The sequence below is a fragment of the Thalassotalea litorea genome, from assembly GCF_005843925.1.
GTDB classification, from domain to species: Bacteria; Pseudomonadota; Gammaproteobacteria; order Enterobacterales; family Alteromonadaceae; genus Thalassotalea_A; species Thalassotalea_A litorea_A.
Genome location: NZ_VCBC01000011.1, coordinates 113,752 through 139,309 on the forward strand (window position 1 = coordinate 113,752; position 25,558 = coordinate 139,309).

The 25,558-nt window shown below is 45.7% G+C and carries 13 protein-coding genes; all 13 read left to right on the top strand.

Features of this window, described 5'->3' with window-relative positions:
- Positions 1 to 20: 20 nt before the first annotated feature.
- The 13 genes from FE810_RS12025 (at position 21) to FE810_RS12085 (ending at position 25,528) form a co-directional block, all read left to right on the top strand.
- Positions 21 to 1,487 carry a sulfatase-like hydrolase/transferase gene (locus FE810_RS12025; RefSeq protein ID WP_138320306.1) on the top strand — a complete coding sequence of 489 codons (1,467 nt, stop codon included), beginning with the start codon at positions 21 to 23 and terminating at the stop codon, positions 1,485 to 1,487.
- A gap of 432 nt (positions 1,488 to 1,919) precedes the next feature.
- Positions 1,920 to 6,725, top strand: coding sequence for an Ig-like domain-containing protein (locus FE810_RS12030; protein WP_138320307.1), 4,806 nt, complete (start codon positions 1,920 to 1,922; stop codon positions 6,723 to 6,725).
- Between the two features lie 366 nt (positions 6,726 to 7,091).
- Complete coding sequence (locus FE810_RS12035; protein ID WP_246037043.1) at positions 7,092 to 8,246, top strand: mandelate racemase/muconate lactonizing enzyme family protein; 1,155 nt, start codon at positions 7,092 to 7,094, stop codon at positions 8,244 to 8,246.
- Complete coding sequence (locus tag FE810_RS12040; protein ID WP_138320308.1) at positions 8,243 to 9,670, top strand: aldehyde dehydrogenase family protein; 1,428 nt, start codon at positions 8,243 to 8,245, stop codon at positions 9,668 to 9,670. The genes FE810_RS12035 and FE810_RS12040 overlap by 4 nt, the downstream gene beginning before the upstream one ends.
- A 1-nt stretch (position 9,671) precedes the next feature.
- Complete coding sequence (locus FE810_RS12045; protein WP_138320309.1) at positions 9,672 to 11,105, top strand: sulfatase-like hydrolase/transferase; 1,434 nt, start codon at positions 9,672 to 9,674, stop codon at positions 11,103 to 11,105.
- 148 nt (positions 11,106 to 11,253) lie between these two features.
- Positions 11,254 to 14,943, top strand: coding sequence for a TonB-dependent receptor (locus tag FE810_RS12050; protein WP_138320310.1), 3,690 nt, complete (start codon positions 11,254 to 11,256; stop codon positions 14,941 to 14,943).
- A gap of 79 nt (positions 14,944 to 15,022) precedes the next feature.
- Positions 15,023 to 16,780, top strand: a complete 1,758-nt coding sequence (locus FE810_RS12055) for an Ig-like domain-containing protein (protein WP_138320311.1) — start codon at positions 15,023 to 15,025, stop codon at positions 16,778 to 16,780.
- A gap of 58 nt (positions 16,781 to 16,838) precedes the next feature.
- On the top strand, positions 16,839 to 17,816 hold the full coding sequence (locus tag FE810_RS12060) for a family 16 glycosylhydrolase (protein ID WP_138320312.1): 978 nt from the start codon (positions 16,839 to 16,841) through the stop codon (positions 17,814 to 17,816).
- Between the two features lie 2 nt (positions 17,817 to 17,818).
- Positions 17,819 to 19,195: a family 16 glycosylhydrolase gene (locus FE810_RS12065; RefSeq protein WP_138320313.1), complete on the top strand. Its 1,377-nt coding sequence runs from the start codon at positions 17,819 to 17,821 to the stop codon at positions 19,193 to 19,195.
- Positions 19,196 to 19,236: 41 nt separating this feature from the next.
- Complete coding sequence (locus FE810_RS12070) at positions 19,237 to 20,004, top strand: hypothetical protein (RefSeq protein WP_138320314.1); 768 nt, start codon at positions 19,237 to 19,239, stop codon at positions 20,002 to 20,004.
- 8 nt (positions 20,005 to 20,012) lie between these two features.
- Positions 20,013 to 20,732 (top strand): DUF6445 family protein, encoded by a 720-nt coding sequence (locus tag FE810_RS12075; RefSeq protein WP_138320315.1) that lies wholly within the window; start codon positions 20,013 to 20,015, stop codon positions 20,730 to 20,732.
- Between the two features lie 29 nt (positions 20,733 to 20,761).
- A complete protein-coding gene (locus tag FE810_RS12080; RefSeq protein WP_138320316.1) occupies positions 20,762 to 23,566 on the top strand; it encodes an Ig-like domain-containing protein in 2,805 nt (934 codons plus the stop codon).
- Between the two features lie 21 nt (positions 23,567 to 23,587).
- Complete coding sequence (locus tag FE810_RS12085) at positions 23,588 to 25,528, top strand: CRTAC1 family protein (protein WP_138320317.1); 1,941 nt, start codon at positions 23,588 to 23,590, stop codon at positions 25,526 to 25,528.
- The last annotated feature ends 30 nt before the right edge of the window (positions 25,529 to 25,558 follow it).

The window sequence follows — 25,558 nt, forward strand, 5'->3', positions numbered from 1 at the left end:
AAAGGATATTCATAAAGATTATGGTTTATAAAAAAATAACAATATTAACGCTGTTAGCGAGTCTATTGGTTTCGATCAGTAGCGCATGGGCTGATAGCAGTGAGCCCGGTAGCGAGCGTCCAAATATTCTATTGGTGCTCACCGATGATCAAGGGTATGCCGATGTTGGTTTTAATAATTATAAAACCGATATTCAGACACCCAGCCTCGATGCTTTGGCAAACGACGGTATGGTATTTAGCTCTGCCTATGTGGCCCATCCATTTTGCGGACCTAGCCGCGCAGCACTAATGACCGGTCGTTATCCCCATAAAATTGGCTCGCAATTTAATTTGCCGGTGAATGGTTCGAGCACAGGCATCGATGTCAAAGAGCAATTTATCAGTAAGACCTTGCAACAATCCGGTTATTTTACCGGTGCAATCGGTAAGTGGCATTTAGGCGAAGAGCAACCCTATCATCCGAATAGCCGCGGTTTTGATGAATTCTATGGGTTTTTAGGCGGTGGTCATAAGTATTTTCCTTCTGAATATCGTCCGCAATATGAACGACTGCGTAAGCAGGGTTTACAGCGATTAAACGATTACATCACGCCGCTGGAATACAATGGCAAAGAAGTTCGCGAAACTGAGTACATTACCGATGCCTTATCCCGTGAGGCGGTAAACTTTATAAACAAAGCCGCAGAGAAAAAAGATCAGCCATTTTTCTTATACCTGGCTTATAACGCGCCCCATGTACCGCTGGAAGCCACCGAAGAAGACTTAGCGAAATTCTCCCATATTAAAGACAAAAAGCGTCGCACCTATGCGGCGATGGTCTGGTCTGTGGATCGCGGTTTACAAAATATTGTATCGACGCTAAAAGCAAATAAGCAATTCGATAACACCTTAATCGTATTTTTGAGTGATAACGGCGGCAAGGTTTCCCGAGGCGGGGTGAATAAACCGTTACGTGAAGGTAAGGGCAGTGCGCATGAAGGTGGCCACAGAGTCCCGATGATGATGCATTGGCCTAATGGGCTAAAAGAAACAGGAACCTATGCATATCCAGTATCCGCATTGGATTTGTACCCAACCTTTGTAAATCTTGCTAATGCCACATTGCCTGCGGGTAAGACGCTCGATGGTAAGGATATCTGGCCGTCTGTCATAACGGATGAAAATGTCCGCGCCGGTGAGAGTTTGTTTCTGATGCGACACCGTTTAGGCGCACATGATGTCTCGGTTCGTCGCGATCAGTTTAAAGCGGTACGAACCAAAGCCTCTGGCAGGTGGCAATTGTTCGATGTCGAAAACGATATTGGTGAACAGCACGATTTAAGTGCTAAGCATCCGCAGCTACTGGCAGATATGATCCGTGATGTTGCTCACTGGAGTTGGTCGAATGTGCCACCACGCTGGTTCCATATCCATGAAGAAGGCGATCAATGGCGTCAGCATGATATGCCAAGATTTTCTGAAACGTTCAAAATCGAAAGCAAATAACTCGTTTCTCCCCCTAAAAAGCCAGGTAGTACATCGTGACTACCTGGCTTTTTCATCATTGTCTCAAGAATAATTTTCTAAAATTCCGGTTGGCTGTCATTTCGATAAGACGTTTCAACACCAACGTGTTAAAGGGCTAACAGCAACGAAGAAGCTCTAACTCCCTATCTTGAAACGTTTTTATTGTAATCCTGAAAGAAAATTTTCTGCTTAGAATTTGATCTTTGCAATTCATAGATATATTCTCAAGCAACATAGATGAGATTTATTCAATCATAGATCTTTCTTAAACATCATATGTTTTAGGTGTGCAGTAAAATAACTCAGGTCAAAAACGAAACCAAACGATAACGCTATCAACGTAAGGTTAAATGACCATTAAACCCGATGAAAAATCAACATATGGAAGTGTGATTTTGTTAGGAGAAACTAATGAAAATAATAAAATCTGCTTTCGTATTAACCTTGCTGTCAGCACAGGTGCTGGCACTCCCTGAAGTGCCAACCATTGAACGGCAAGTTCACACCCAAGAAAACTTACAATACATCAAACCCACCATTCCACCGCTGCAAACCAGTGCTGATGGTCGTGTTGGTCTGGCTCATCGTCCCGAATATCTGGACACCGGATTGCAGGTAGCATTTCGTCTGCAGGTACCTGAAAAGATGGATGCGCCGTTTATGAATTCACCAGCGGGAACGTTTATTCTCGCGAACCCAAATCAGTTTGCGCCGTTAGAGGCTGGCGTGCGCAATAATACTGTCGCCGGAGATGGTGGTAGCGGTCACGCGGGCCTGTGCGATCCGACTATGGCGCCTAACTCTGCGGTTCGCAATCCATTTACCTGTGATATCAATGGAGCGAATCCTAATGGTGCCGATGATTGCTATGATTTAACTGTCATACGTGCCAACAATGGAAGCAACTCGCGGCAACTGTTTGGCACCGAGCTCAGAGTTCGTGTGGAAAACCCTAAAACCGTAAATGCCCAGATTGTTGAGGTAACTGAACTTCGGGAAATTACCGGGAATGTCTTTAATATCGATTCGTTCTTTGAACCAACCATTACTAGTGATGGCAGAATGATGACGATGCGAGTCGACCCTAGCAGCAATTATAGTTGGTATGACAATGACGGCACCCGCCGTAATTCCAGTTCCGACATCGCTTATCTGGTACCGCAAAATCCGGATAATCCGACTTACACAGATAATGATGGTAACCAACAGATCGCTCAGGCCTGTGATGTCAGACAATGGCAAAATACGGATATCCGTCCGATGGGTCATGCGCCGTTCGATAACACTATCAATCAACGCTATGGCCTGGCAATGCATCCTTTTCGCGACTCCGAAGGTCGTCTGATCGAAGAAGACTATGAATTTGGTACCTATCCGTGGATGGATAAAGATGGCGATAATATTACGTTTACGACCTATTTTACTCGTTTAAATGATTATGCCCAAAGTGAAGGGTTGGACATCGATTGTGTACCTGGATTCGGTTGTAATGGTGACTTTGAAGAGCACTCTAAACTAAATGGTCGGGTAATGATGGGGCTTTGGACCCGCGGCAAGATGGTGGTTTTGGATAACCAGCTCAACAATATTGATTTCCCAATTAGAACCTTAGATTCCCAGCATCGGATGCTGGAACTATATGAAGGCGCTAATTACGCGGAGCGGTATATGCGAGTCGGAGATTCCCGTAACCGTCGTCGTAATAATTTGAATAATCCGAGACAATTGCCGGATAGCAACTCAGGCAATACCACCTTCTTCGACTCTAACGAACACCGATTTAATTATCACCTTAATATGCGCCCGGTAACACCGGCGGATGTGACCTGGTTAATGAGCACCGGCCGTTCTAGTGATGAGGTTGCGTTTGATGATTACCTGAATCCAAATAGTTTTATCAACGCCAACATGGCGCATGCGGTCTGGATGGGGTTTACCCAGGGGGGCAATGCCAACCGTGATTTGCGCGAAGGCTATTTGCAAAATGCTGCCACTGGTGGATTGCCCGATTTATCCGGAAATATCCCCGATTCTGAATGGCGTATCCCAAGTCGGGGGGAAATTTTAGGTGAAGGGCGAGCCGAGTATATTGCCCATGGCGGTATCCATGGTAAAGGCTTTTGGCTTGATGGCGATACTGCTGGACTACAGTTTGAGATCCCGATGCAAACCCGCGATGTTCTTGCAACGAGCTGGTATTACAGTATTTTTATCGATCCAAGAACCACAACCGGCACTCGCAGTCTGATCGCTTTCCCGGATGGCAGCGAAATTCGGGTTCGCAATACCAATCAAATTGTATTCGTTAATGCTAGCGGCCAGGAGGTACATGTTGTCACATCGACTCAGACCATCAATGCCAATGCCTGGACTCATCTTGGTTTCCAACTGAGCAATCGCAATCAAACCATTAGCACCTTTGTTAATGGCATGGAGATTGATACCTTTACCAGCAACAATGCATCCCTGTTTACCTTAACCCCAGGTAACCTGGTTATCGGCCTTGGTGATGCAACGGGTTTTACCGGCTGGATTGATAACTTTAAAGCGTTCGCCGAGCAGGTTAATGCCGAAGTTGCCTGTAATCATGCCAGCGGCACCTTAGCCGGTATCAACGGCAGCGTTACTAACTGGACCGGCAGAGACTGGAGTGCGGTTGCCAATACTGTGCCTGCTGCTACCCATAACCAACTCAGTCAAGTCCTGAATAACAACGGTAAACCAACTTACAGCCAGTATGTTTGTTATCACGATTATACTGCGGATTATGCTGCGCACCTTGGTAATATCGCTGATGGTTTAACCGGTGTTCGTGATGATATTAACTTCCCGGAAGGACCGCTATTGTTAGATGCTCCGCGACCTGATTCAAGCCAAAATGCCTTTTGCCTGAGTTGTCACACGCAAACGGCACCTGCAGGTCTGAGCATTGCTGCGCTTACCTTAAATCAAAACTTAACCGCCTTGGACGATCCGCGCCGTCAGCCGATGCAACCTGACCCTAGGGTGTTCGGAAATATTCCGGCTAACTGGATAAGTCCGGGTGTTCCTGCGCAACACATTATTGCCGACCCAGAAACCGGTTTTGCCATTGATACTTTGTTACTAGCATTATCGGGAGAAACGCCAACGGATCCCATAGATCCCGCAAATCCTGCGACGTCAGTTAATCTGTCGATTGTTGATGCCAATTTGATTATTGGTGAAACAACCACGGTCAGCGCTCAGGTGTTACCAGCAGATGCTGATGACACGAGCGTGACTTACACCTCATCCAACCAAACCGTGGCCACCGTTGATGGTAATGGCTTGGTAGCCAGCCTTGCGGTCGGCACTGCGATTATTACAGCCACGACTGTGAATGATTTAACCGATTCGGTAACGGTCAATGTAGCACCACCGGCGATACCAGAGCCGGGTGGCATTTTGTTAAACCCGGGTTTTGAAGCGGGCGCTGCAAACTGGACCATCAATGGCGGTAGTATTAGCAACTTTAGCTACAGTGGTACCAATGGTGTGTTGGTGAATGGCAATGGCGGGGCGAATCAACAAATCGTCCTTGAAGCCAATACCATTTATACCTTGTCAGCTTTCGGACGTGTTGGCGGTGCGGGTCAGTCTTTCTATGTGGGGGTTACTAACTTAACCACGGGTACCTTTATCGAAAATACCCTGTTTGAGAGCACTAGCTATGTACAACAGTCCATCACCTTTACCACCGGCGAGAGTAATGATAATTACAACATTTGGTTATGGAATAACCAGGGCGGTGAATATTATGCTGATCATTTCGAATTGGTGGTTACCGGCACCGTCGAGCCTGAAGTTCCGGCCAATCCTGCTACTGCTATCAGCCTGACATCACCCGTTACCGAGCTGACGATAGATGAAAGTACCACCTTAACTGCAACGGTAACGCCAGCGGATGCAGACGATGTAACGGTTACCTTTACTTCAAGCAACGACAGCATCGCCAGTGTTAATGGTGCTGGTGTGGTGGTGGCCCATGCCGAAGGCGTGGTCGATATCACCGCAACGACCGTGAATGACTTGACGGCGACGGTACAAATAACCGTGGTTGCGGTTGAGGTACCAGAAGTGCCGGTGAATCTTATGCTCAACCCCGGCTTTGAAGAGGGCGCGGCTAACTGGACCATTAATGGCGGTAACGTCATCAATAATAATGCCCACAGTGGAAACAATGCCGCGCTTATAAATGGCAATGGTGGCGTGAATCAGCAGTTAGTGCTTGAACCCAACACGCAATATACCTTATCGGTCTGGGGCCGAGTTGGTGGACAAGGTCAGTCTTTCTATATCGGCGTTACGAATCTGAGTACCAATACCTTTATTGAAAACTCACTATTTACCAGCCAGACCTATGTGCAGCAGTCGATTACGTTTACAACCGGGAACAATGCAGACAATTATAACCTTTGGATGTGGAATAATCAGGGCGGCCAGTACTATGTCGATGACTTTGAATTAGTCATCGGTGGTCAACCTTCATCTGGCGAACCACAAAATCCAGCAAATCCGGCAACATCGGTTACCTTAGTGGTGGCGAATACGGAATTAAATGTGGGTGATTCCACAACCACAACGGTGACCATCACCCCGACTGATGCCGATGATCTTAGTGTAACTTACGCCTCGAGCAATACTGGGGTTGCTACGGTCGATGCTAACGGCAATATTAGCGCCGTCGGCGCAGGTACCGTCAATATTACAGTGACAACGGTTAATGATCTGACTGATCAGGTATCGATAACCGTGAGCGAACCTGTTGCCCCACCGACTGGTGACCCGGTGCCGCTGGCAAATGCGACGACCTATAGTGTTGATAGCGGAAATTGGGATCCCAACCGAATTATTAATGTTCACGATGACAATCTTGTGGTTGAAGCAAGAGCGACGGAAAGTGGTATAGGTGAAACGGTTTGGATTGAATATTTGTTTACCACCGCCAGTCAATTTGAGTTTGCGGTAAGAGAAGATAATGCTCCGAGTTATCAAATCTCACGCTGGAAAGTGCAACGATACAACAATGGTAATTGGGAAGACATGGTTCCCTGGGTCAATGCGAATGTCAACGGTTGGACTTATGCAACGCCAGATAGCGCACTGACCGCAAGCCGTATTCGCTTAGTGGTGGAAGCACCAGGTACTCAAAATGTCGGCTTCCGTGAGTTTGATGTCACAGGTGTATTGCATTAGCACCACAACCTGAATGGTACTTGCTTACCTGAAAATATTGTAAATGACCATTTACTTAACAAAAGCTCAACATTATTGTTGAGCTTTTTTATGGTTACCTTTCGTTAAGATAATCCCTTCCACCGGTGTTTACTTGCTCTTGTTGGTGAGTAAACACGCGCTCACCTCAGGTCTACCAGTTACTTGCTCGAAAAAGGCAGCTGTATGGTTAGTTTTAACTCACTGTTGTGGGTGAAAAACATTGTTTAATGTTATTAAAAATATTGATTATATAAACATCATATGTTTATATTGGTGTCATAATGTAGAAAAGATTTGTTTTTTCCCGTAACACTTCCCAGTAGGGACGACTTTATAACCAGGCAAATGATGAAAATAGAATGTATAAAAACGCACCATGTGCGCTGTGAATTGCAACAACCTTTTGGGTTTTCTCAATGGTCTTATAATCAGCGCAACGTGCTATTAGTCGAAGTCATTACTGATACAGGATTATCAGGTTGGGGTGAGTGTTATGGTCCTGCCGATGTTATCCAGGGCGCCATTGAAAAATTTTATGCGCCACGAATCTTAGCTATGGACGCTCTTGGCACGGATGCTATTTGGCATCATATGTGGCGAGCATCGTTAGATTTTTCTCGTTCAGGCATCATGATGGCCGGTATGTCCGGTATCGACATGGCCCTATGGGATCTCAAAGGCAAAGCTCTGAATGTGAGTGTCAGCCAGTTAATGGGCGGCAAGCTTAGAGATCGTATTGACTGCTACGCCACCGGCATGTATTTTCAAGACTTACCCGAGCAGATGCTGCTAAAAGTGTTAGTCGAAGAAGCAATCGGGTACGCTGAACAAGGTTACAAAGCAATGAAAATCAAAGTCGGTAAGAACCCAGACTTTGATGAGCAGTTGATTGTTGCGATGCGCCAGGCACTGCCTAATACAATTTTGGCCGCAGACTCAAACCACGCTTATGACTTGCCGGAAGCCATTCGCATTGCCAAGGTGTTAGAGCAACATAACTACGTCTGGTTTGAAGAGCCCCTTTCACCCGAACACCCCGAATTATTCCGTCAACTTCAGGACCAAACTTCCGTTGCCATTGCTACTGGCGAATGTGAACAAACTCGATATGGATTTCAACGCCTGTTAAAAACAGGTGGCGTACAGCTGGTTCAGGCTGATTTAGCCTATTGTGGCGGTCCGAGTGAAGCATTGAAAATCCGTGCCTTAGCTTCGGCGCAAGGGTTAAATATGATCCCCCATGTTTGGGGTACGCAATTGAATCTGGCAGCGGCCGTGCACTTTTTAGCAACCGCTTATCCAGAGCCAGGTCGTGCGGAAGAAAAGAAATTATTGCTGGAATACGATCGCACTGAAAACCCATTAAGAGATCAACTCTACACGCGCAATATCAGCGTCGTTTCGGGTCAGGCAATCGTGCCATCAGAGCCCGGATTAGGTGTCCAGATTGATTTGGATATGTTGAAAGAATTTAACGTGAGTACGACAGAAACATTATGAACGCTCAATATAAAATGCTGATTGATGGTCAGCTAATCAGCAGCAAAGAAACCTTTGCAGTATTAAATCCGGCGACAGGTGAGGTGGTAGCACATGCCCCTCAGGCTGAACCAGAGCACATTGAACAGGCTTTAGTTGCCGCAGATAAAGGTTTTGCATTATGGTCTTCAATGCCATTAAGTCAGCGAGAAACGCTGATTTTGGCCTATGCCGACCTATTGGAAGCAAACAAAGAAGATATCATCAGCATTCTGATTTCAGAAACCGGTAAACCCTATGACAATGCGGAATATGACTTTGGCATGCTGGTAACCTGTTTACGTTACTTTATTGAAGAAGCTAAGCGCATTGAACAACCGGTTATCCCTGATCCCGACGGTCGATTTTTACATTACATGCGTCGCCAGCCACTTGGTGTTGTGGTCGGTTATCTGGCCTGGAATTTTCCATTGCTCAATGTTGGCTATAAAATTGGTCCGGCATTGGCTGCAGGTTGCTCAACCATTATCAAACCCTCTCAGGTCACGCCATTGGCAAGTCTGCGATGTGCCGAGATCGCGCTAGAGGCTGGGATCCCATCCGGCGTCATCAATATGATTTCCAGCGATCAGTACAATGTTACCGATCCGCTATTAACCAGCGATAAAACCAAGTTGTTCACCATGATAGGTTCCACCAATGCCGGTGTGAACTGTATGAAGAACTCCCTGACTAACTTAAAGCATTTTTCCGTTGAACTTGGTGGTAACGCCCCGGTTGTTGTATACGACGATGCCGACTTAGACAAAGCAGTTCAGGATATCGTTGATTTGAAATTTGCTAACTCTGGTCAGGTTTGTGTATCTCCGAATCGCTGTTTTGTCCATGAGTCCGTTTACTTAGAGTTTTTAACTCGTGCGGGTAAACGTGCAGAAGAATTAACCCTGCAGGCGGGTCGCGGTGAAGGTCGCTTAATGGGTCCGATGATCAATGGCAAAGAGCGCGATCGCGTTATTGGTTTGATTGAACAGGCAGTATCCAATGGTGCCAAGGTAATTACCGGTGGCGACAAGCTTGCCGGTAACGGCTTTTACCTGCAACCGACCATTATTGCTGACGTTGATTTAACCATGTCTGTGGTTCAGGAAGAGATTTTTGGTCCGGTGCTTGCGGTACTGCCATTTTCGGATAATGACGACATTCTTGCCATTGCCAATGATAACGAGTTTGGTCTGGCGGCTTACGTCTATACCACAAACTTGCAACGCGGTTTGCAGGCTGCGGAAAAAATTCAGGCCGGCAGTGTTTGTATTAACGAAGCCCATTACTCGGTGCAGTTACCTCATGGCGGATTAAAACAATCAGGCGTTGGGAAAGACTGCTCGAAATACAGTTTAGAAGAATACATGACGTTAAAACGCGTTTCTGTATTGGTGAATGAATAATATGAAGAAGTTAATTTTACTCATTTTGGCGGTATTGCCGTTGACGTTGCAGGCAGCAACTGAGCAAGAACAACAGCAACAACCAAATATCATTTTATTGCTGGCAGATGACGCTGGTTATGGCGATTTTGGTTTTCACGGCAGCAAAGAATTTAAAACGCCGCGTTTGGATGAGCTAGCTGAACAAAGTGTGCTGTTTGAACAAGCCTATGTTACCGACCCAACTTGTGGCCCTTCACGTGCCGGCCTGATGACAGGTATGTATCAGCAGCGTTTTGGCTTTGAAGAAAACAATGTGCCGGGCTACATGAGTCCGAACTCGGCGGCAGATAACAACGATATGGGGATCCCGGTTGATAAGAAAACCATGGGCGATTATCTCAAGTCTCAAGGGTATGCCACCGCATTTTACGGTAAATGGCATCTGGGCGGTGCTGATAAATTTCATCCGCTAAAGCGTGGATTTGATGAGTTTTATGGTTTCAGGGGTGGTGCTCGCAGTTATTTCTCGTATTCAAAAGCGCCACCTAGTCCGCTGGACTGGATGGAGCGTAATTTTAAAGTGATGGGCGAACACGAAGGCTATCTGACTGATGTGTTGGCCGATGAAACCATTGATTTTATTGAGCGCAATGCTCAAAAGAAAACGCCATTTTTTGCCTTTGTTTCATTCAACGCGGTACACACGCCAATGGATGCAACCCAAGAAGATCTGGACAAATTCCCTGAATTAACCGGCGAGCGTAAAACCTTAGCGGCGATGACCTTAGCGTTGGATCGAGCCACTGGGAAAATCCTCGACAAACTGCAAGAGCTTGGCCTTGAAGAAAACACCATTGTGGTTTTTACCAATGATAATGGTGGTCCCAGTGATCGCAATGCATCAAGCAACTGGCCTCTAAGTGGTACTAAATCAAATCATTTAGAAGGCGGCTTACGCGTACCGTTTCTGATGAAATGGCCTGCACATATACAAGCCGGTAGCAAATACCGTTATCCAATTAGCCAAATGGACCTGTTACCCACATTTTATGCTGCCGCGAACGGTGATGCGGATCAGTTAACTGACATCGATGGCGTTGATCTTGTGCCTTTCTTAACCGAAGACACGCAAGAACGTCCACATGAAGTGCTTTTTTGGAAAAAAGACGTACGTGGCACCATTCGCGTTGGCGATTGGAAATTGATGCGCTTTCCCGATCGACCAGCGCAACTTTATAACATCAGCGAAGACTTAAAAGAACAATACGACCTGGCGGCGGAGCATCCGGAAAAGGTTCGGGATATGTTTAAGCAGCTATTTGCCTGGGAGTCGAAACTTGAACGACCGCGTTGGCTGTTAAAAAGACAATTTGAAAATTACGACATTGAGCGAATGGATATGTACCACCTAAAACCGGTGGAAGGCAGCAAGCGCTCAAATAAAGTGAAATAACAGAAAGTTAAAACATAAAACCAAGCGAAAATGGGAGTCTGGGAGTACACCCGATGTTGTTAACTCAATAATGCATGTCTTTATTGGATTAACTGGTGTAAATCAGAGCCTTTTTCTTAAAAAATAATGACAACAAGAGGAGAGGGGAATGAGACACAATTTTAAGGTTTCGGCAATTACCGCCGCAATCATTGCGTCTTTGATGGCACAGCAAGCTGTAGCTCAAGAGCAGCAGCAAGCTTCGGCTGAAGAAGCTGTTGAACGTCCGGAAACGGAAAGTAGCGAAATTGAAGTTATTGAAGTTACTGGCTTTAAGGGCAGCTTAAGAAAAGCGATCAACGCCAAAAAATTTAACGACAGCGTCAGTGATTCAATTCACGCCGAAGATGTCGGTAAATCAACCGATAAAAACATTGCCGATGCGTTATCTCGTGTAACGGGCGTTAGTGTTATTGAAGAAGGTGGTGAAGGCGCACGAATTTCAATTCGTGGTACCAATCCGGATATGAACCAGATTTCCATGAATGGTGTCTCGCTAACCAGTGGTCTTTCAGGTGATCAGGCAAACGCTGAATCTACTCAAAGTGTCGATCTAAGCTCGTTCTCATCCGATATACTCTCCTCCATTGATGTTATCAAAACATCGTCAGCAGACCAGGAAGAAGGTTCACTAGGTGCAACGGTTGTTCTGCGAACCGTTAAACCATTGCAGTTGAATGAAAGTCGAAAATCATTGAGCGTTGAAGCGCGTTACAATGATTTTTCTGATAAGTATGATGGCTCCATTGTTGGTAGTTTTGCCGATAAATTTATGGACGATACGTTAGGTTTCATCATTACTGCGACGAAAGACAGACAAGAGACCAGACAAGACCGTTTAAACTCAACCTATATTGAATCTGCATTGGAAATCGTTGATTTAGACGCTAGTAGCGGCCGTACTGCAACCGATGCGGCAACAGGTAAGCCGATTCGGGTATTGGGTTACCAACGCAATGATGATGGCAGCTATGTTCTTGATGAAGCTGGCAATAAGATCCTGAATCCAATCGAGAGTCTATTAAACTATGATCCGGAAACACAAGCGTTAGTAGAAGGCGATCTTTATGTAACTGCCCGCGATTTTACAGATGTTTCTATTTCTACCAACACCCGTGATCGAATGACAATTTCATCAGGGATTGAATGGCAACCATTGGATAGCACCAATATTCAGCTAGATATCACCCATACTCAGCAAAATGTAGAAACGGATTATCACAATTTCCGTTTAAATTTCGCACCCGTGGTGTCGTTAAGCCCAGAAGACCCGGTTACCGAATGGAATCAGGTTGATCTCGATAGCAACACTTTGGTGAGTTCTTATTCCCGTCAGGCCAGTGGTTTCTTTAACCGCACCCAGGGTGAACGCGATTTAACCACCGATGTGGTCTCGCTTGCCATTGAACACGATTTTTCCGACTCGCTCACTATGAGTGTTCTTGCCGGTTACTCTAACACCTTAGATGAAACCATTAAGCATATTGGTTTGTCTACGGCGACCTGGGGAACAACTGGCGCTGGTATTTTAGATAATATGCCTGCGGATATTATTGAACCTATTGGTTATGATTGTAGCCAAGGTCAGGAATGTTCATTCAGTATGGGTCAGACCCCAGCAGTTTTTGACCCTTATGATGGTAGTGTAACTTCGGTAACAAGCCGTTTTAACCCGTTTGATCTGCGTGCAAACCATTTAGGCTCTCTGAACTTCCGTGATAACGAACAGACCGATAATAACGTTTCACTGCGTGTTGATTTTGATTGGGAAATCGACAAGTTTGGTATTACTTCCCTCGAGTTTGGTGGTAAATACTCTGAGCGTGAAAAAGACGTTTATACCCAAAATGAAACGGTGAATACCGGTACGGCGTTAATTGATAACTCCAACCCGAATGTGTCCTATGAAACCGTGGGCATGCAGTCTATCGGGGTGCTCGATATGATGTCAGGTGAAGCCTTCCCATATGATAATTTCGGGGAAGGTATTGTGAGCGATACAAGTGCTGCATTCTGGGGGGGCTGGCCTATGCTTGATGCATACAAAGCCGTTGAAGAGTTTTCTGGTCGAGATGCTGGCACCGTAGGCGTAAGTGAAAATACCCAGGGTACACGAAATATTCAAACCGATACCATCGCCGCTTATGCAAAACTTAATTTTGAATTACTTGATGGACGTCTAACCGGTAATGTCGGTTTGCGCTACGTCAAAGATGATAACCGCTCTGAAGGTGTAGGTGGTATTAACTATTACCGCGCACCACATATGCTGGACCCATATAACCTGCTAATTGAGCGTCGTCTTGGCGATATTGAAGGTTCACCGCAGTGTCCAGAAGCGATTCGAGGTGTTGACCCTATCAGTGGTAATGCTGACACTCGCTGGGCTCCAGCCAATGAAGATCAGTTAACCGGTTGTTGGGACTGGGCATTGACCCATGGTTATGATTACACCAACGATGCTACCACGCCATATGTGAACGGAAACTGGGTATTACCAGGTGGTATGGATACCAACCGTTTGGTCTATATCGATTACACCGGTGATACACCACAGCTCGTGCGTATGGATGGTTTGCCCAATCAAATTACCGATGTAAATGGCAATTTAGTGGCGGCATCTGGCCGTAACCATATGGGCTTTAGTAACCAGGGTGAAATCTGGCCGTATCTGGATCGCTCAACCTCGTTTGTCGGTCCTAATGGTAATCAAGACAACTCGTCTCGTCGTGAAGCGCCGGTCAAAGGTGCAGCAACGCATGAGTATTTGTTACCTAGCTTGAATCTAAACTATGCCATTAATGATGAAATGATTGGTCGATTCGCGGTTTCTAAAACCATGACCAGACCTCGATTCGATTCATTAAACCCTGCATTAAGTATTAGCGAAAACGTTTGGGATGATACGGCCAACGGCTTCTCTGGTAATGCTAATCTCGAAGCATTGGAATCGAAAAACCTTGATGTGTCCTGGGAATGGTATTTTGACGAATCAGGCATGGTATCTCTTGCGTTTTTCCATAAGGATATCAAAAAGATTGAGCGTGAGATCACCACACCTTTCCACTATAAAGATGTTCGAACTCAGTATGAGTTAGCTGATGCCGACTTGTTATTGGATTACGATGCCAACCGTATGCCTGGTGGTGCTGATCAATGTATGCCGCACCGCTATGTTGCTGGTTTCTCTTCGACAAATTGGGAAATCGAATGTCATACCGCCAATATTGATACCATTAAAAATGGTGTAGGCGCGCAAATTACTGGCTTAGAGTTTGGTTACACCCAGAACTATGACATGTTGCCGGGCGTACTTTCTGGTCTAGGTATGAGCTTCAACTACACCTATCAGGAATCGGAAAATGAGGTCGAAGAAATTGGAACTACAGGGTATTACACTCAGCCGTTACCAATGGAATTCACACCTGAACATTCCGCCAACACCACAGTATTCTATGAAAAATATGGCTTGATGTTGCGTCTTGCGCACCGCTTTAGTAGCGAGCAACTTGTCGATGATGGCATCTATGGTGGTGCAATTTGGCAAGATTCGACGAGCCGTTTAGATTTCAGTTCTAGTTATGCCATTAACCAATACCTAAGTATTACATTCCAGGCGACCAACCTGACGGATGATGTTCGACGTGATTTTTACACCGCGTACGATAAGCGTAATACCTCGGATGAGGTTGTTCTTGATGATGGTAACTATTTCGATGGCGGCGTAACGTCAGACCGGACAGTAGCCGTATATAACAACGGCCGTCACTTCCGTTTGGGTGTCAGAGCCGTATTCTAGACAAAACTAAAAACCTTAGAACAAGAAATATACCCGAGCTGTTATTGTGCGGCTCGGGGTAAAAAATTGGAGACGTAAGATGAAAACACACTTACTGAAAAAACTAACGACAGTTTCAGCGCTAAGCCTAGCTATAGCCGCTTGTGGTGTCGAAGAAGGCAAAGATTACGAATTTAATTCCAAATTTCCGGTAACCTTCAGCGAAGAGCCATTTGTGGTTGAAACCGATGAAATGGAAGGCACACTGGAAATTGATTTATTACAAGGTGCTATGGTTGATGGCCAGCCGCTAACGGCAACGTCTGATGGCTTAGTACTGACCCGTGAGTTTCTGTTTGAAGCGACACATCCATCATTTATTACCCCGCAGATACCGGGCCTTGGTCAAAATCAATACATTTCACCGTTTTCAGTCTCTGAAGATGGTACCAAGTTATTGGTAAATACCGATCAATTCGATGAGGCATTACGACTATGTGATGACACCGATGTACGTGGTGCTACCGATGCTGACGGTAATCCAACCGGCGATGGCTACCTGGATTTCCCAAAAACCGTTACCTATAACATTTCCTACATTGTTGATAATGGTTATGAATACCCAGCACAAGAATCCGGTGAAAAACGTAATCTAACCTTTACCATTAATGCCATCAGTGACCCGGTTACTGGTGTTCAGGCTTTTGATATTGAATTGGCGGCAGGCGAAACCAAGCAGGCTTTGACGGCAACGTTGCCAGCTTACGCGTGTAATTCCAATCTGACGTATTCCACTCAGGATATTACCGTCGCTTCCGTAGACGATATGGGACTTATCACTGGTGAAGGGCGCGGTGAAACAACAATAACCGCATACAGTGAAGAGAATCCTAACTTGTCTGCAACGGCAAATGTAACGGTAACAGCAGGTTTTTACTTAAGTGTGGCAAACCAGGATTTCAATGAACTAGGCGCGCCATTAGGTACTAAGAACGTACCAACTTGTTCCGCAATTGGTATTGAAGTGGAACCAACCATTGTGAATGACGAGTTAATGGGTGATTACACCTATGACTGGACGGTTGATGCTGGCAATGCGGTTTACCTGAGTGAAGAAGACACGGGTGGATTCGGTAAAACTGGAAGCTTTACCAACAATCTTGGTACCGGCGATATGGCGACGATCACTGTAGGTTACAAAACCGGTTATACCGGAGCTACCGAAGGTGAAGACGTGAAGAGCCAAACGGTTGAAGTCACCGCGCAACGCAACTATGCCTGTGATCCTGAGCCAAATGCGGATGGTACGACATTCTATGTATCAGATTTAGGTCTCAATGGTGGTGGCTGGGGTCCTTCAGCGGTACATGTTGCTGGCGGCTTTGATGGCATGGCATTACAGATTACTTCGAATGGCGATGCCAATGGAGTACTCAATGTCGTGCAACAACAGTGGAACCAGGTATTTAACTACCATGCAGCGACCTATGGTCGTGGTGAAGCTTCTGTTGGTCGTACCTTTAAGTTCTCCGTTTGGGCTAAGTTGAATCAACTACCTGCAGATGGCGAAGACGTTAAGCTTGAGCATACCCTGTTACCTTGGTTATGTAATGGTTGTGACGGTTTGGCTGGCTTTGACCCGCGTCGTGCGATAGCGGGTACTGTGACGGCAACTTTAAAACCGACTACCGACTGGCAGCTGGTTGAATTTACTAACCCATTATCGGGGAATGGTGAGTGGACTGTACCGGATCACTGGAATGTTTCTACTGCGGTATTTATGTTCTGGGATGTATACGGTTTAGGCAATGCTGAATCCATTTTGCTTGATAACTACGGCATCGTAGAAGTTAAGTAGCGTTACTGATTGAAGCCGCACACGTTGCGGCTTTTTTCCCTTCATTTTGGATATTCTTATGAAACAAACAACTTCCTCACTTGTCGGCTTGCTTTGTCTGACACTTATGGCCTGCAGCAGTGAACCATCTACTGATGACGGTGCGTCTCTGACTTATCAACCCGTATTGCCTGCGCAATTATCAGAACAATGGCAACTGGTTAATTCTCTATCCGATGAATTTGATAATCGTGATATTGATGCGAACAAATGGAATAAAGATCCTGCGGATTGGGGGCCTTGGTCTTGGGAACCGGATAATGTCTGGCAACAAGATGGCTTGTTAAATATTCAAATTGATTACTCTGAGCATACGGCAAAACGATGGAACAAGAATCGTCGTAAAGTCGATGTAGATCTATTTTATACCTCTGGCATCATCAGAAGCTATGGCTATCAAACTTATGGGTATTACGAAGCGCGTATTAAAGGCGTGCCCACGTTCCCAGGTTCGAGTCCGGCATTTTGGATTTACAGTTTGAATGATGAAGTTGCAAAGATGGGCCTTAAGGGCACCAAAGAAGGCGAGCCGACCTATTCGGAAGTCGATATCGTCGAGTTGCAACAGTCTGAGTGGATTGAAGGGACATATCAAAAATATGATGGTCCGGAAGTTATCGATATGAACTTACACACCCGTATTATCGAGAACGGTAAGGAAGTGTGGAAAAGGCCAGGTAAATTCCCTGAACTAACGAAAAATAAAATACATGCCGATTTCGATGTTCGTGATGATTTTCACGTTTACGGCGCCGAAGTCAGCGAAGATAAAATTACCTGGTATTTAGATGGCAAAAAAGTCGCTGAAAAACCGAATTTATATTGGCACCTGCCAATGCATGTGACGCTGTCATTAGGGTTAAGGTTTCCCCAGGTTAGCTATCGAGATTGCCCACAAAACCTGAACCGTTGTCAGGTACCTGAAGCGGCAACGGCAGACGGTTATCCAAGTGCTATGCAAGTCGACTGGGTCCGAGTGTACAAGAAGAAACCATAACGATGAACCTATTGAAAAACAGCCTGTTTATTACCAGCTTATTGATTTGTAGTAGTGTCATCGCTGCGCCAGTCATGCCACTGTCTGAACAAAACAGCCAAAAAAACTGGGTACTTAACCAGGATGTCTCCGATGAATTTAACGGAGCCAAGCTTGATACTTTTAAATGGTATGTGCAGGGCACAGATCAACAATTTTATTTATGGAAAGGTCGCGCACCTTCTCAGTTTGCCCCACATAATGTGCGTTTAGAAAATGGCATGCTAAAACTGCGTACCCAATGGCAGCCAGACTACCCATTTGTCGGAGCACCACCGGCCAGACAAGAAATTGACAAGTTTGAAAACATTACCACCGCGGCGGTGATCAGCCATCACACATTTTTGTATGGGTATATGGAAGTGCGGGTGAAAATTCCAGATGCAGCGATGACGGGCGCATTTTGGGGAACGGGCTACCAGCAGGAACTGGATGTTTTCGAATTAATTGGCCGGGTAAAGACCGGTTCTCGCAAACCTGAAAAGCGCTTTGTGACATCTATTCATGACTGGCGCCCGGGTCACCCCAAAAAGAATAAAGTCTGGAAGCATGGTCACGATTTACCAGAACGCACGGCAGAAAGATTCTATACCTATGGCGTTGAATGGCTACCGGATGGATTGAAAATGTATCTCGACGGGGAATTAGTACATCACGCTACCCAGAAAGAGATGGGGGATACCTGGTTGCTCAATAACCCGTTGGAGCTATGGTTTGATTCGGAAGTGTTTCCCTGGCATGGCATCCCTGAGGAACATGAGCTACCTGTCGATTTTGAAATTGATTATGTTCGTGTTTGGCAACAACCAAACGACAACCTGTTACAACCGGCATTCTTTGGCTTTGAAGGTCCGTATCTAAGTGAAGTTGTTTACAAACCTGAATCGCGAAATGGTTATCAAAAATTCTGGTGGATAGACGATAAAAGCAGTAATTACCTGAACATTACCGAGCATGACGACTTTGTCTTCAATACCGGGCGCAAAAGCCTCAAATTTGCCCATCAAAAACCATTTACCGAAAACGAAGTGGTAGCTTTTGCCGCCGATGGTTCAATTGACTTGTCGCCAGGTAACTATCAGTTAACCATGAAAGTCCTGAAAAAAAATGCCAGTGGTTTAAAGGCGATTACCGCTATTTTGGAAGATCCCTGGCAAGTCCTTAAGCCGATTGATATTTCGAAGGTTGAGGTTAACCAATGGACCCAGGTTGAAACGCAATTTGTACAACAAAAAACATCGTCTGGAAAAGACAGACTGCGGATTGTCATTCGCAAAGAAGATGTCCAGGGCGATGCCAGTGAAGTCTATATCGACGATATTAACATTATAAAACTTTAGCTGTAGCTATATCGACGAAGTAAGTATGGGGAGATAGATAAATGTTTACATTAACTTTAAAGAAAAAACTTTGGCAAAACTTCAGTTTGATTGGGTTGGCGATGACCCTTATGTGTGTCCAGCAAACCGCGCTCGCCAAAACCGATGAAATCGTTAGCCTTTCCGCACAAGAGCAAATTGGATTCACTGAAAAGCCTGTAGTGCATTTAGAAGTGGCGGTGAAAAAAACACGCGATTTGCATGTCGCTTTTCAAAATAGCGATGATTGGACCACGGTTAAACGTTCGATGAAGCGGATCAAAAAAAGTGGTAAATATCACTTTACGTTAGATACCGAAGATTTGGCGCCGGGCAATTATCGCGTTTCCGCATACCTGACCCCAAGAGCAAAAAACTGGAATGACCGTTTGGCGCCGCCGACGAATGTCAATGTACAAGTGCTCGACCAGAAGGTGTTTAAAAAGCCTGCGGCTGCGCCTTTGGGTTTTGCTAAACGTGACGTGGTAAAAAAAGTTGAATGGCCAACAAGCGTTGATGGCGATCAAGACCTGGACTTGGAAGTGCGCTATGACATTACGCAAGAGCGTCAGTTATGGATTAAATTGCTGGATAGCGAAAACTGGGAAGAACATGGCTCATTAAAATATTTGGTGAAAAAGCCAGGTAAATTTAACTTGCCAATGAACAATGTGCAGTCTTCTTTTCCTGCGGGCAAATATGCCTGGGTCATCTATTTAACCGAAGTTGACGGCGAAGAACCTATTGGCCGTAAATTTGGCAAGCATTTCGAAATTCAAGCAGCCAAGTAGTTCGCACCATGTCTATGCATCTGAACCCCGGAATGCAACAACAGGCATTTCGGGTAGGCCATGAGCAGACGCCGATATTTGTCATTGATGATTTTATGCTTGATACCGCAGCGCCAATTCTGGAAGCTGCGGGCATGCAATATCGTGACCGCAATCACCAACAGTCATTTTATCCCGGCGTGCGGGCACCGGTATCAAAAGATTACGGTATGACCGTACTGACGCATGCCGCAAAAGTGCTGTATCAGGTATTTGGGGTGCCACGGGATTTGCGAATGAACCCTAAAAATGGCAGTTACTCGTTGCTGACTCAGCCTGAGAATAGATTGCAATTATTGCAATGTATTCCCCATTATGACAATACCTCGTGCTTTAGTTTTGCGATCATCCATTACCTTAATCCGGGGCAATTCGGGGGTACGGGTTTTTATCGCCATAAGCCAAGTGGTTTTGAGAATATTAATGACAACCGTAAGCCACGATATCTGGAAACGGCTCAGCAACACCTGGATCAATGTGGTGGCCCGGAGCAAAAATACATCACCGATTCGACCGATCATTTTGAGTTAATCAAGCACGTGGATTATCGGCCCAATCGGCTAGTGATTTATCCGTCAACCTTGTTGCACTCTGCCTATATCGAAAACCCGGAACATGATGTCAATGCCGATCCGACAACGGGTCGCCTGACGGCAAATTTCTTTGTGGAATTCACGCCAACCAAATAACCATAAAAATAATAAATTAGAGACTTGTTATGAAACGAATATTTAACCTGAGCAGTTCGGCTGTGCTCGCCATTAGCCTCTGCATGCCTATGTCGGTGATGGCGGGCATTTATGACGGGGCGACAAATGCACAAGCGTTTAGCGACTTACAAACCCAACTTGAACAGAAATCACAGCAATTGGATGCAAAAGTTGCTGAAGCCAAAGCGTTGGGTTTAACCACAGATTATGCGCAGGTATCTCAAACCACGATTCGCTTATTTAAAGATGTCTTCGCGCCGTGGGACCGAGCCAATCCGCAACAGGTTCAGGCAATGTATAATGCCAAAAACTTCAGTCAGAATGACCCTGTTGGTGCTACGGGGTTGCCCTTTGATGAACTAGCCGATGCCATCGAGGTTGCCGATGCGGCAATCGCGGAATTACAACAACAGATAGATGGCGATATTAGCCTGACAAACGCACCGGATTTATCCCAGGGCACGTTAGTGCAGGACAAGGATTTTTATCGACTTGGCGACAATAAAGTCATTGCCAGTAAGTTTTTCTGGCAACCCAAAGACGAAGATATTTCCCAGGCCTTTGGTCGCGGTGGTGAGGTATATTATTCGGTACAGGATTTACAAAATGATAGCGCGTTAAATAATTGGCGCAGGATCAATTTTCAGCAAAGAATTGACGCAGAAAAAACCGCGAACCGAACCCCAATACAGTTTTTTCTCGGCCATATCGTGCCGCAAAATTCCTGGTTGCGAGACCAATATCCCCAGGCTTTTGCCAGCGGAACCCGACTATTTACCGATTACGATATTGACAACCCTAATGTAAAACAGTGGATTGACACCACGTTAGAATTGCAGCTAACACCTGGCCTTGAATTACTTGGTGATCGTGAACGCGTACATATGCTGGCCAATGAACCAACCTTTTCGATAAGGGCGGGAGGGGTCAATGCGTACCGCGGCTTATCCGACTACACCTATGCCAAATTCGCAGACTGGCTGGCGGCAAAATATTCGGATATTAGCAAGCTTAATCAGCAATACGGAACAAGCTACAGCAGTTTTGAGCAAGCCATCGACGCCTATGCCATCCCTCTGTCAATGTCTTTGCAGGGCAGTGCGGTTTGGTATGACTGGAATCGATTTAATATGGATCGCGTCAATGACTGGTTTGAGTATTTACATACCAGCGTGCATAGTGTTGATCCTTTGGCGAAAACGCACATAAAAATTATGGGCGAGCGATCGCTGTATACGCAATATCATGATGAAGGTCTGGACTTTGAAGCCATTGCTAATTTAGTCGATATGCCGGGTGTTGATAGCCAAATGTCGTCCTTTGATGCGCAATGGGATGTACGCCACGCCCAGGACTGGCGCCAGCGCTATAGTCTTGAATGGCGCTCCCAGGCAATGATGCTGGATTTTTTCAAATCCATTACCCCTGACAAATTATATTATGACTCGGAATGGCATGGACTTTCAGGTGCCCGCTGGCGTGATTTTCATATGTCGGCAGAATTTACCCGAGCCGCCATCTGGTTAGCTGTTACTCAGGGTACGGCTAATTTCACCAGTTGGGTTTGGAACCGCAAGGATGACGGCAGTATCGATACCCGCGCCGATTTTATTGGCACCAGTGTGACTCAGCCAATACAGCTTGATGCCTACGGTAGGGCATTTAAAGAAATCAATGCCCATGGTAATCAGGTAACGAATCTGGTGCCGAAACAGCGTAATTTGATGTTGTATTTTAGTCAGGATACCGCGATTCAGGATCCCGGATATACACAGCAGATGTCTCTGGTATATGAGGCCTTGAAAATCACCAATATTCCAGTCGGTTTTGTGACACCCAAGACTTTGTCTCAACTGAACGCTAATGAGCAAACGTTAGTGATCCCACCCACAAGTTTTATCAGTGACACGGATTACCAGGCGTTGGTTGATTATGTTAGTGCGGACAACTCAGCGTTAGTTGTCGGCCTTGCACAAAGTTTTGGGCAAACCGAGCAAGGTCAAAACCGTAGTACGATTGATGCATTTGCCAAGGCTGTACATATACCGGCCTCGGATGTTCTGACCATGGCGACAGAAATCACTGATTTGTATCAAAACCGGTATGCAGCAACGGTTAAAATCACCGCAACGGCGGCTCAAACGGCTTTAGAAGAACCTGTGTTTGGTGTGTTAACCAATCAGTATTTTGATGAAGGGTTGCAGCGCCAGGTTATGTCTCTTATCAATACCAGTCAGCAGGCATTGCAAATCCAGCTTGCGACCGATACCGGTACACCGCAACAAATAACCAATATTATCAATGCAAAGACGCTGACTTCTGGTTTTACCATGCAGCCAATGGATGTGTTGTTATTGAGTGTTGATACCCAGACAGTAACGACTCATATTCCGGTAACGGCGGTCGAGCTAAGTGCAGCACAAACGACACTGGATATTGGCAATACCTTGCAGTTAGTGGCGAATATCATTCCTCAGGATGCGACCAATCAAACCTTTACCTGGCAAAGTGAAAACACCAATGTGTTAACCGTAAATGCAACCGGCTTAGTTACCGCGGTTGCAGAAGGTAGCAGTCGTATTACGGTTACCAGTAACGATGGTGGTTTTAGTGCTTATGTAGATATTCAGGTTAATGCCGCGAGCGGCTCTGGCGGCAATACCGGCTCTGGCAGTGATTCTGGTACAAGTTCAGACGGAGGCTCTGGAGGTGGTGGTGCGATGACCTGGTCGTTGCTCTTACTATTCGCATTGAGCTTGAAACGATTGCTGATTTCTTCACGCAATGCGGATGTTTTTTCATCTCAAAAGTAAACCATGTGAGTACATTGAGTCATGACAACAATAACAAAATTATGCTTTTTACCTTTCGCAATAACTGTGCTGGCGGCTTGTCAAAACGCCGCGTCTAACTCAGGTGCTAACAGCGAAACGGGCACAACGAATGCCAATATCGAGAAAGCAACAACAACGCCAATGGTAGACTTTAAAGCCTCGACCAAAAGTTTTCCCCGTGAAGAGAAAAATCGTCGACAGTGGGATGCGCCTGTTGTCGCCGATTTAGATCAGGATGGTTATGACGATCTAATTATTAACGATCACGGTTTTGCGATTCGGGTGATGTGGAATAACCGGGGCAAATTTAGCAAGCCCTATGATGTATTAATGGGAGACTCCCATGGCGTGTCAGCCGCTGATTTTGATGCTGATGGTAATGTCGAATTGATTATCTCTCGTGGTGGTGGTTCTGGCAGCAATGCTCGCAATTCCAAGATATATCAGGTTAGCAAGCAGCGCCAGTTCACACCGCTTGCCGACTTTAACGAGCCTTTGGCGATGATGCGGGGTCGCACCGTTAAATTTGTCGATATCGATAATGACGGTGATTTAGATTTGCTCAACTTTGCTTTTCCTTCGCGAGAAAAGAAAGGGAAGAGTGAAAACTATTTGTATGAGAACACCGATGGCGAGCTGACATTAAAGGCGACACTACCCGCATCGTTTGTTGATGGTCAGAAGGTGTTAATTACCGATTTTAATCAGGACAATCTTGTCGATATTTTGATGTATGGACATGGGGCGATAAAAGCTTATCAGGGAACGGGCAATTTCAGTTTCACTGACGTATCCGACGCTATATTTCCGTTCAAACTCAAAGATGTCACCAGCATTAGCGAAATCGATTACGACAACGATGGTGATTTCGATTTGTTTTTTACCCGCGGCAAAGATTTTAACGCTGGCGAAAACTTTTACAATAAAAAACTCAATGCATGGGGTTTTTACAATAAACGCGGAGCATTTGATATTAATCACCTACAAGCTGGTGAAGTGCTTACCATTGAAAATCTGCAATCGCAGTGGCCAAATAAAGCCCTGCATCTTGGCGAGTCGGCATACGATTACCAATTTAGCGGCGAAACTCATTCTGGCCGTAATCTCAAATTAGATAGCAGTGATGTTTTGGGCTTTCCCGATACTCTGAATAATCCTGAAAAGAAAGGCACATACATAGGTTACATCGGCAATCGCAACTGGCGCATCGCTGGTAATATCTGGTCACCGTCAACCGGCATACTTCGTCAGCTAGAAAAGGCGCCACAAGGCGCTCAATATATCGTTGAACAAGATGAGTTATCCGGGCTTGCCGATATCATGCTGGAGAATCGCAACGGCAAGTTTGTCGATGCAAGCAAAGCGCTGAATCTGGACTTTGACACTCACACAACCGGTGCAACGGTTGCCGATATTGATAACAACGGATTTAGTGATTTGGTGATCACCGTTCGTGGTTATCTGGTGACTCAAAACAAAGCTCTGGTATTCCTCAATAACGGCCAGGGTTTTGAGCAAGTAAGCGAGCATAATATTGTCATGAACGAGCTTGGCGCTATCGGTATGGGCATAAGCTCGATGGATGTTAATCTCGATGGTGCCATGGATTTAATCATTGGCCAGGAGCGGGGCAAATGGCATCTGTTCAATAATCATGGCGCGAACAATGCTGGCAATTATCTCAGTGTCGAGGTTGGTAACTCACCGAAAAATGCTACGTCGCCACTTGGCGCACTCGTCACAGTTACTGCGTGCGGTAACGCCCAGGTTAAACGCCTTGGTGCCACCAGTGCCGCGTATTCTAACGGCGCCCAGCGTTATCTGCATTTTGGGCTAGGCGGGTGTGAGCAAGTCGATACCTTAACGGTTACCTGGCCTGATGGCGAGAAGTTGACGATCGCTAAAAGCGCAGTTAATCAGAACCTGAAAGCCGGAAGCTAAACGTTTAGCCTTTTTTAATGATGGCGTTAT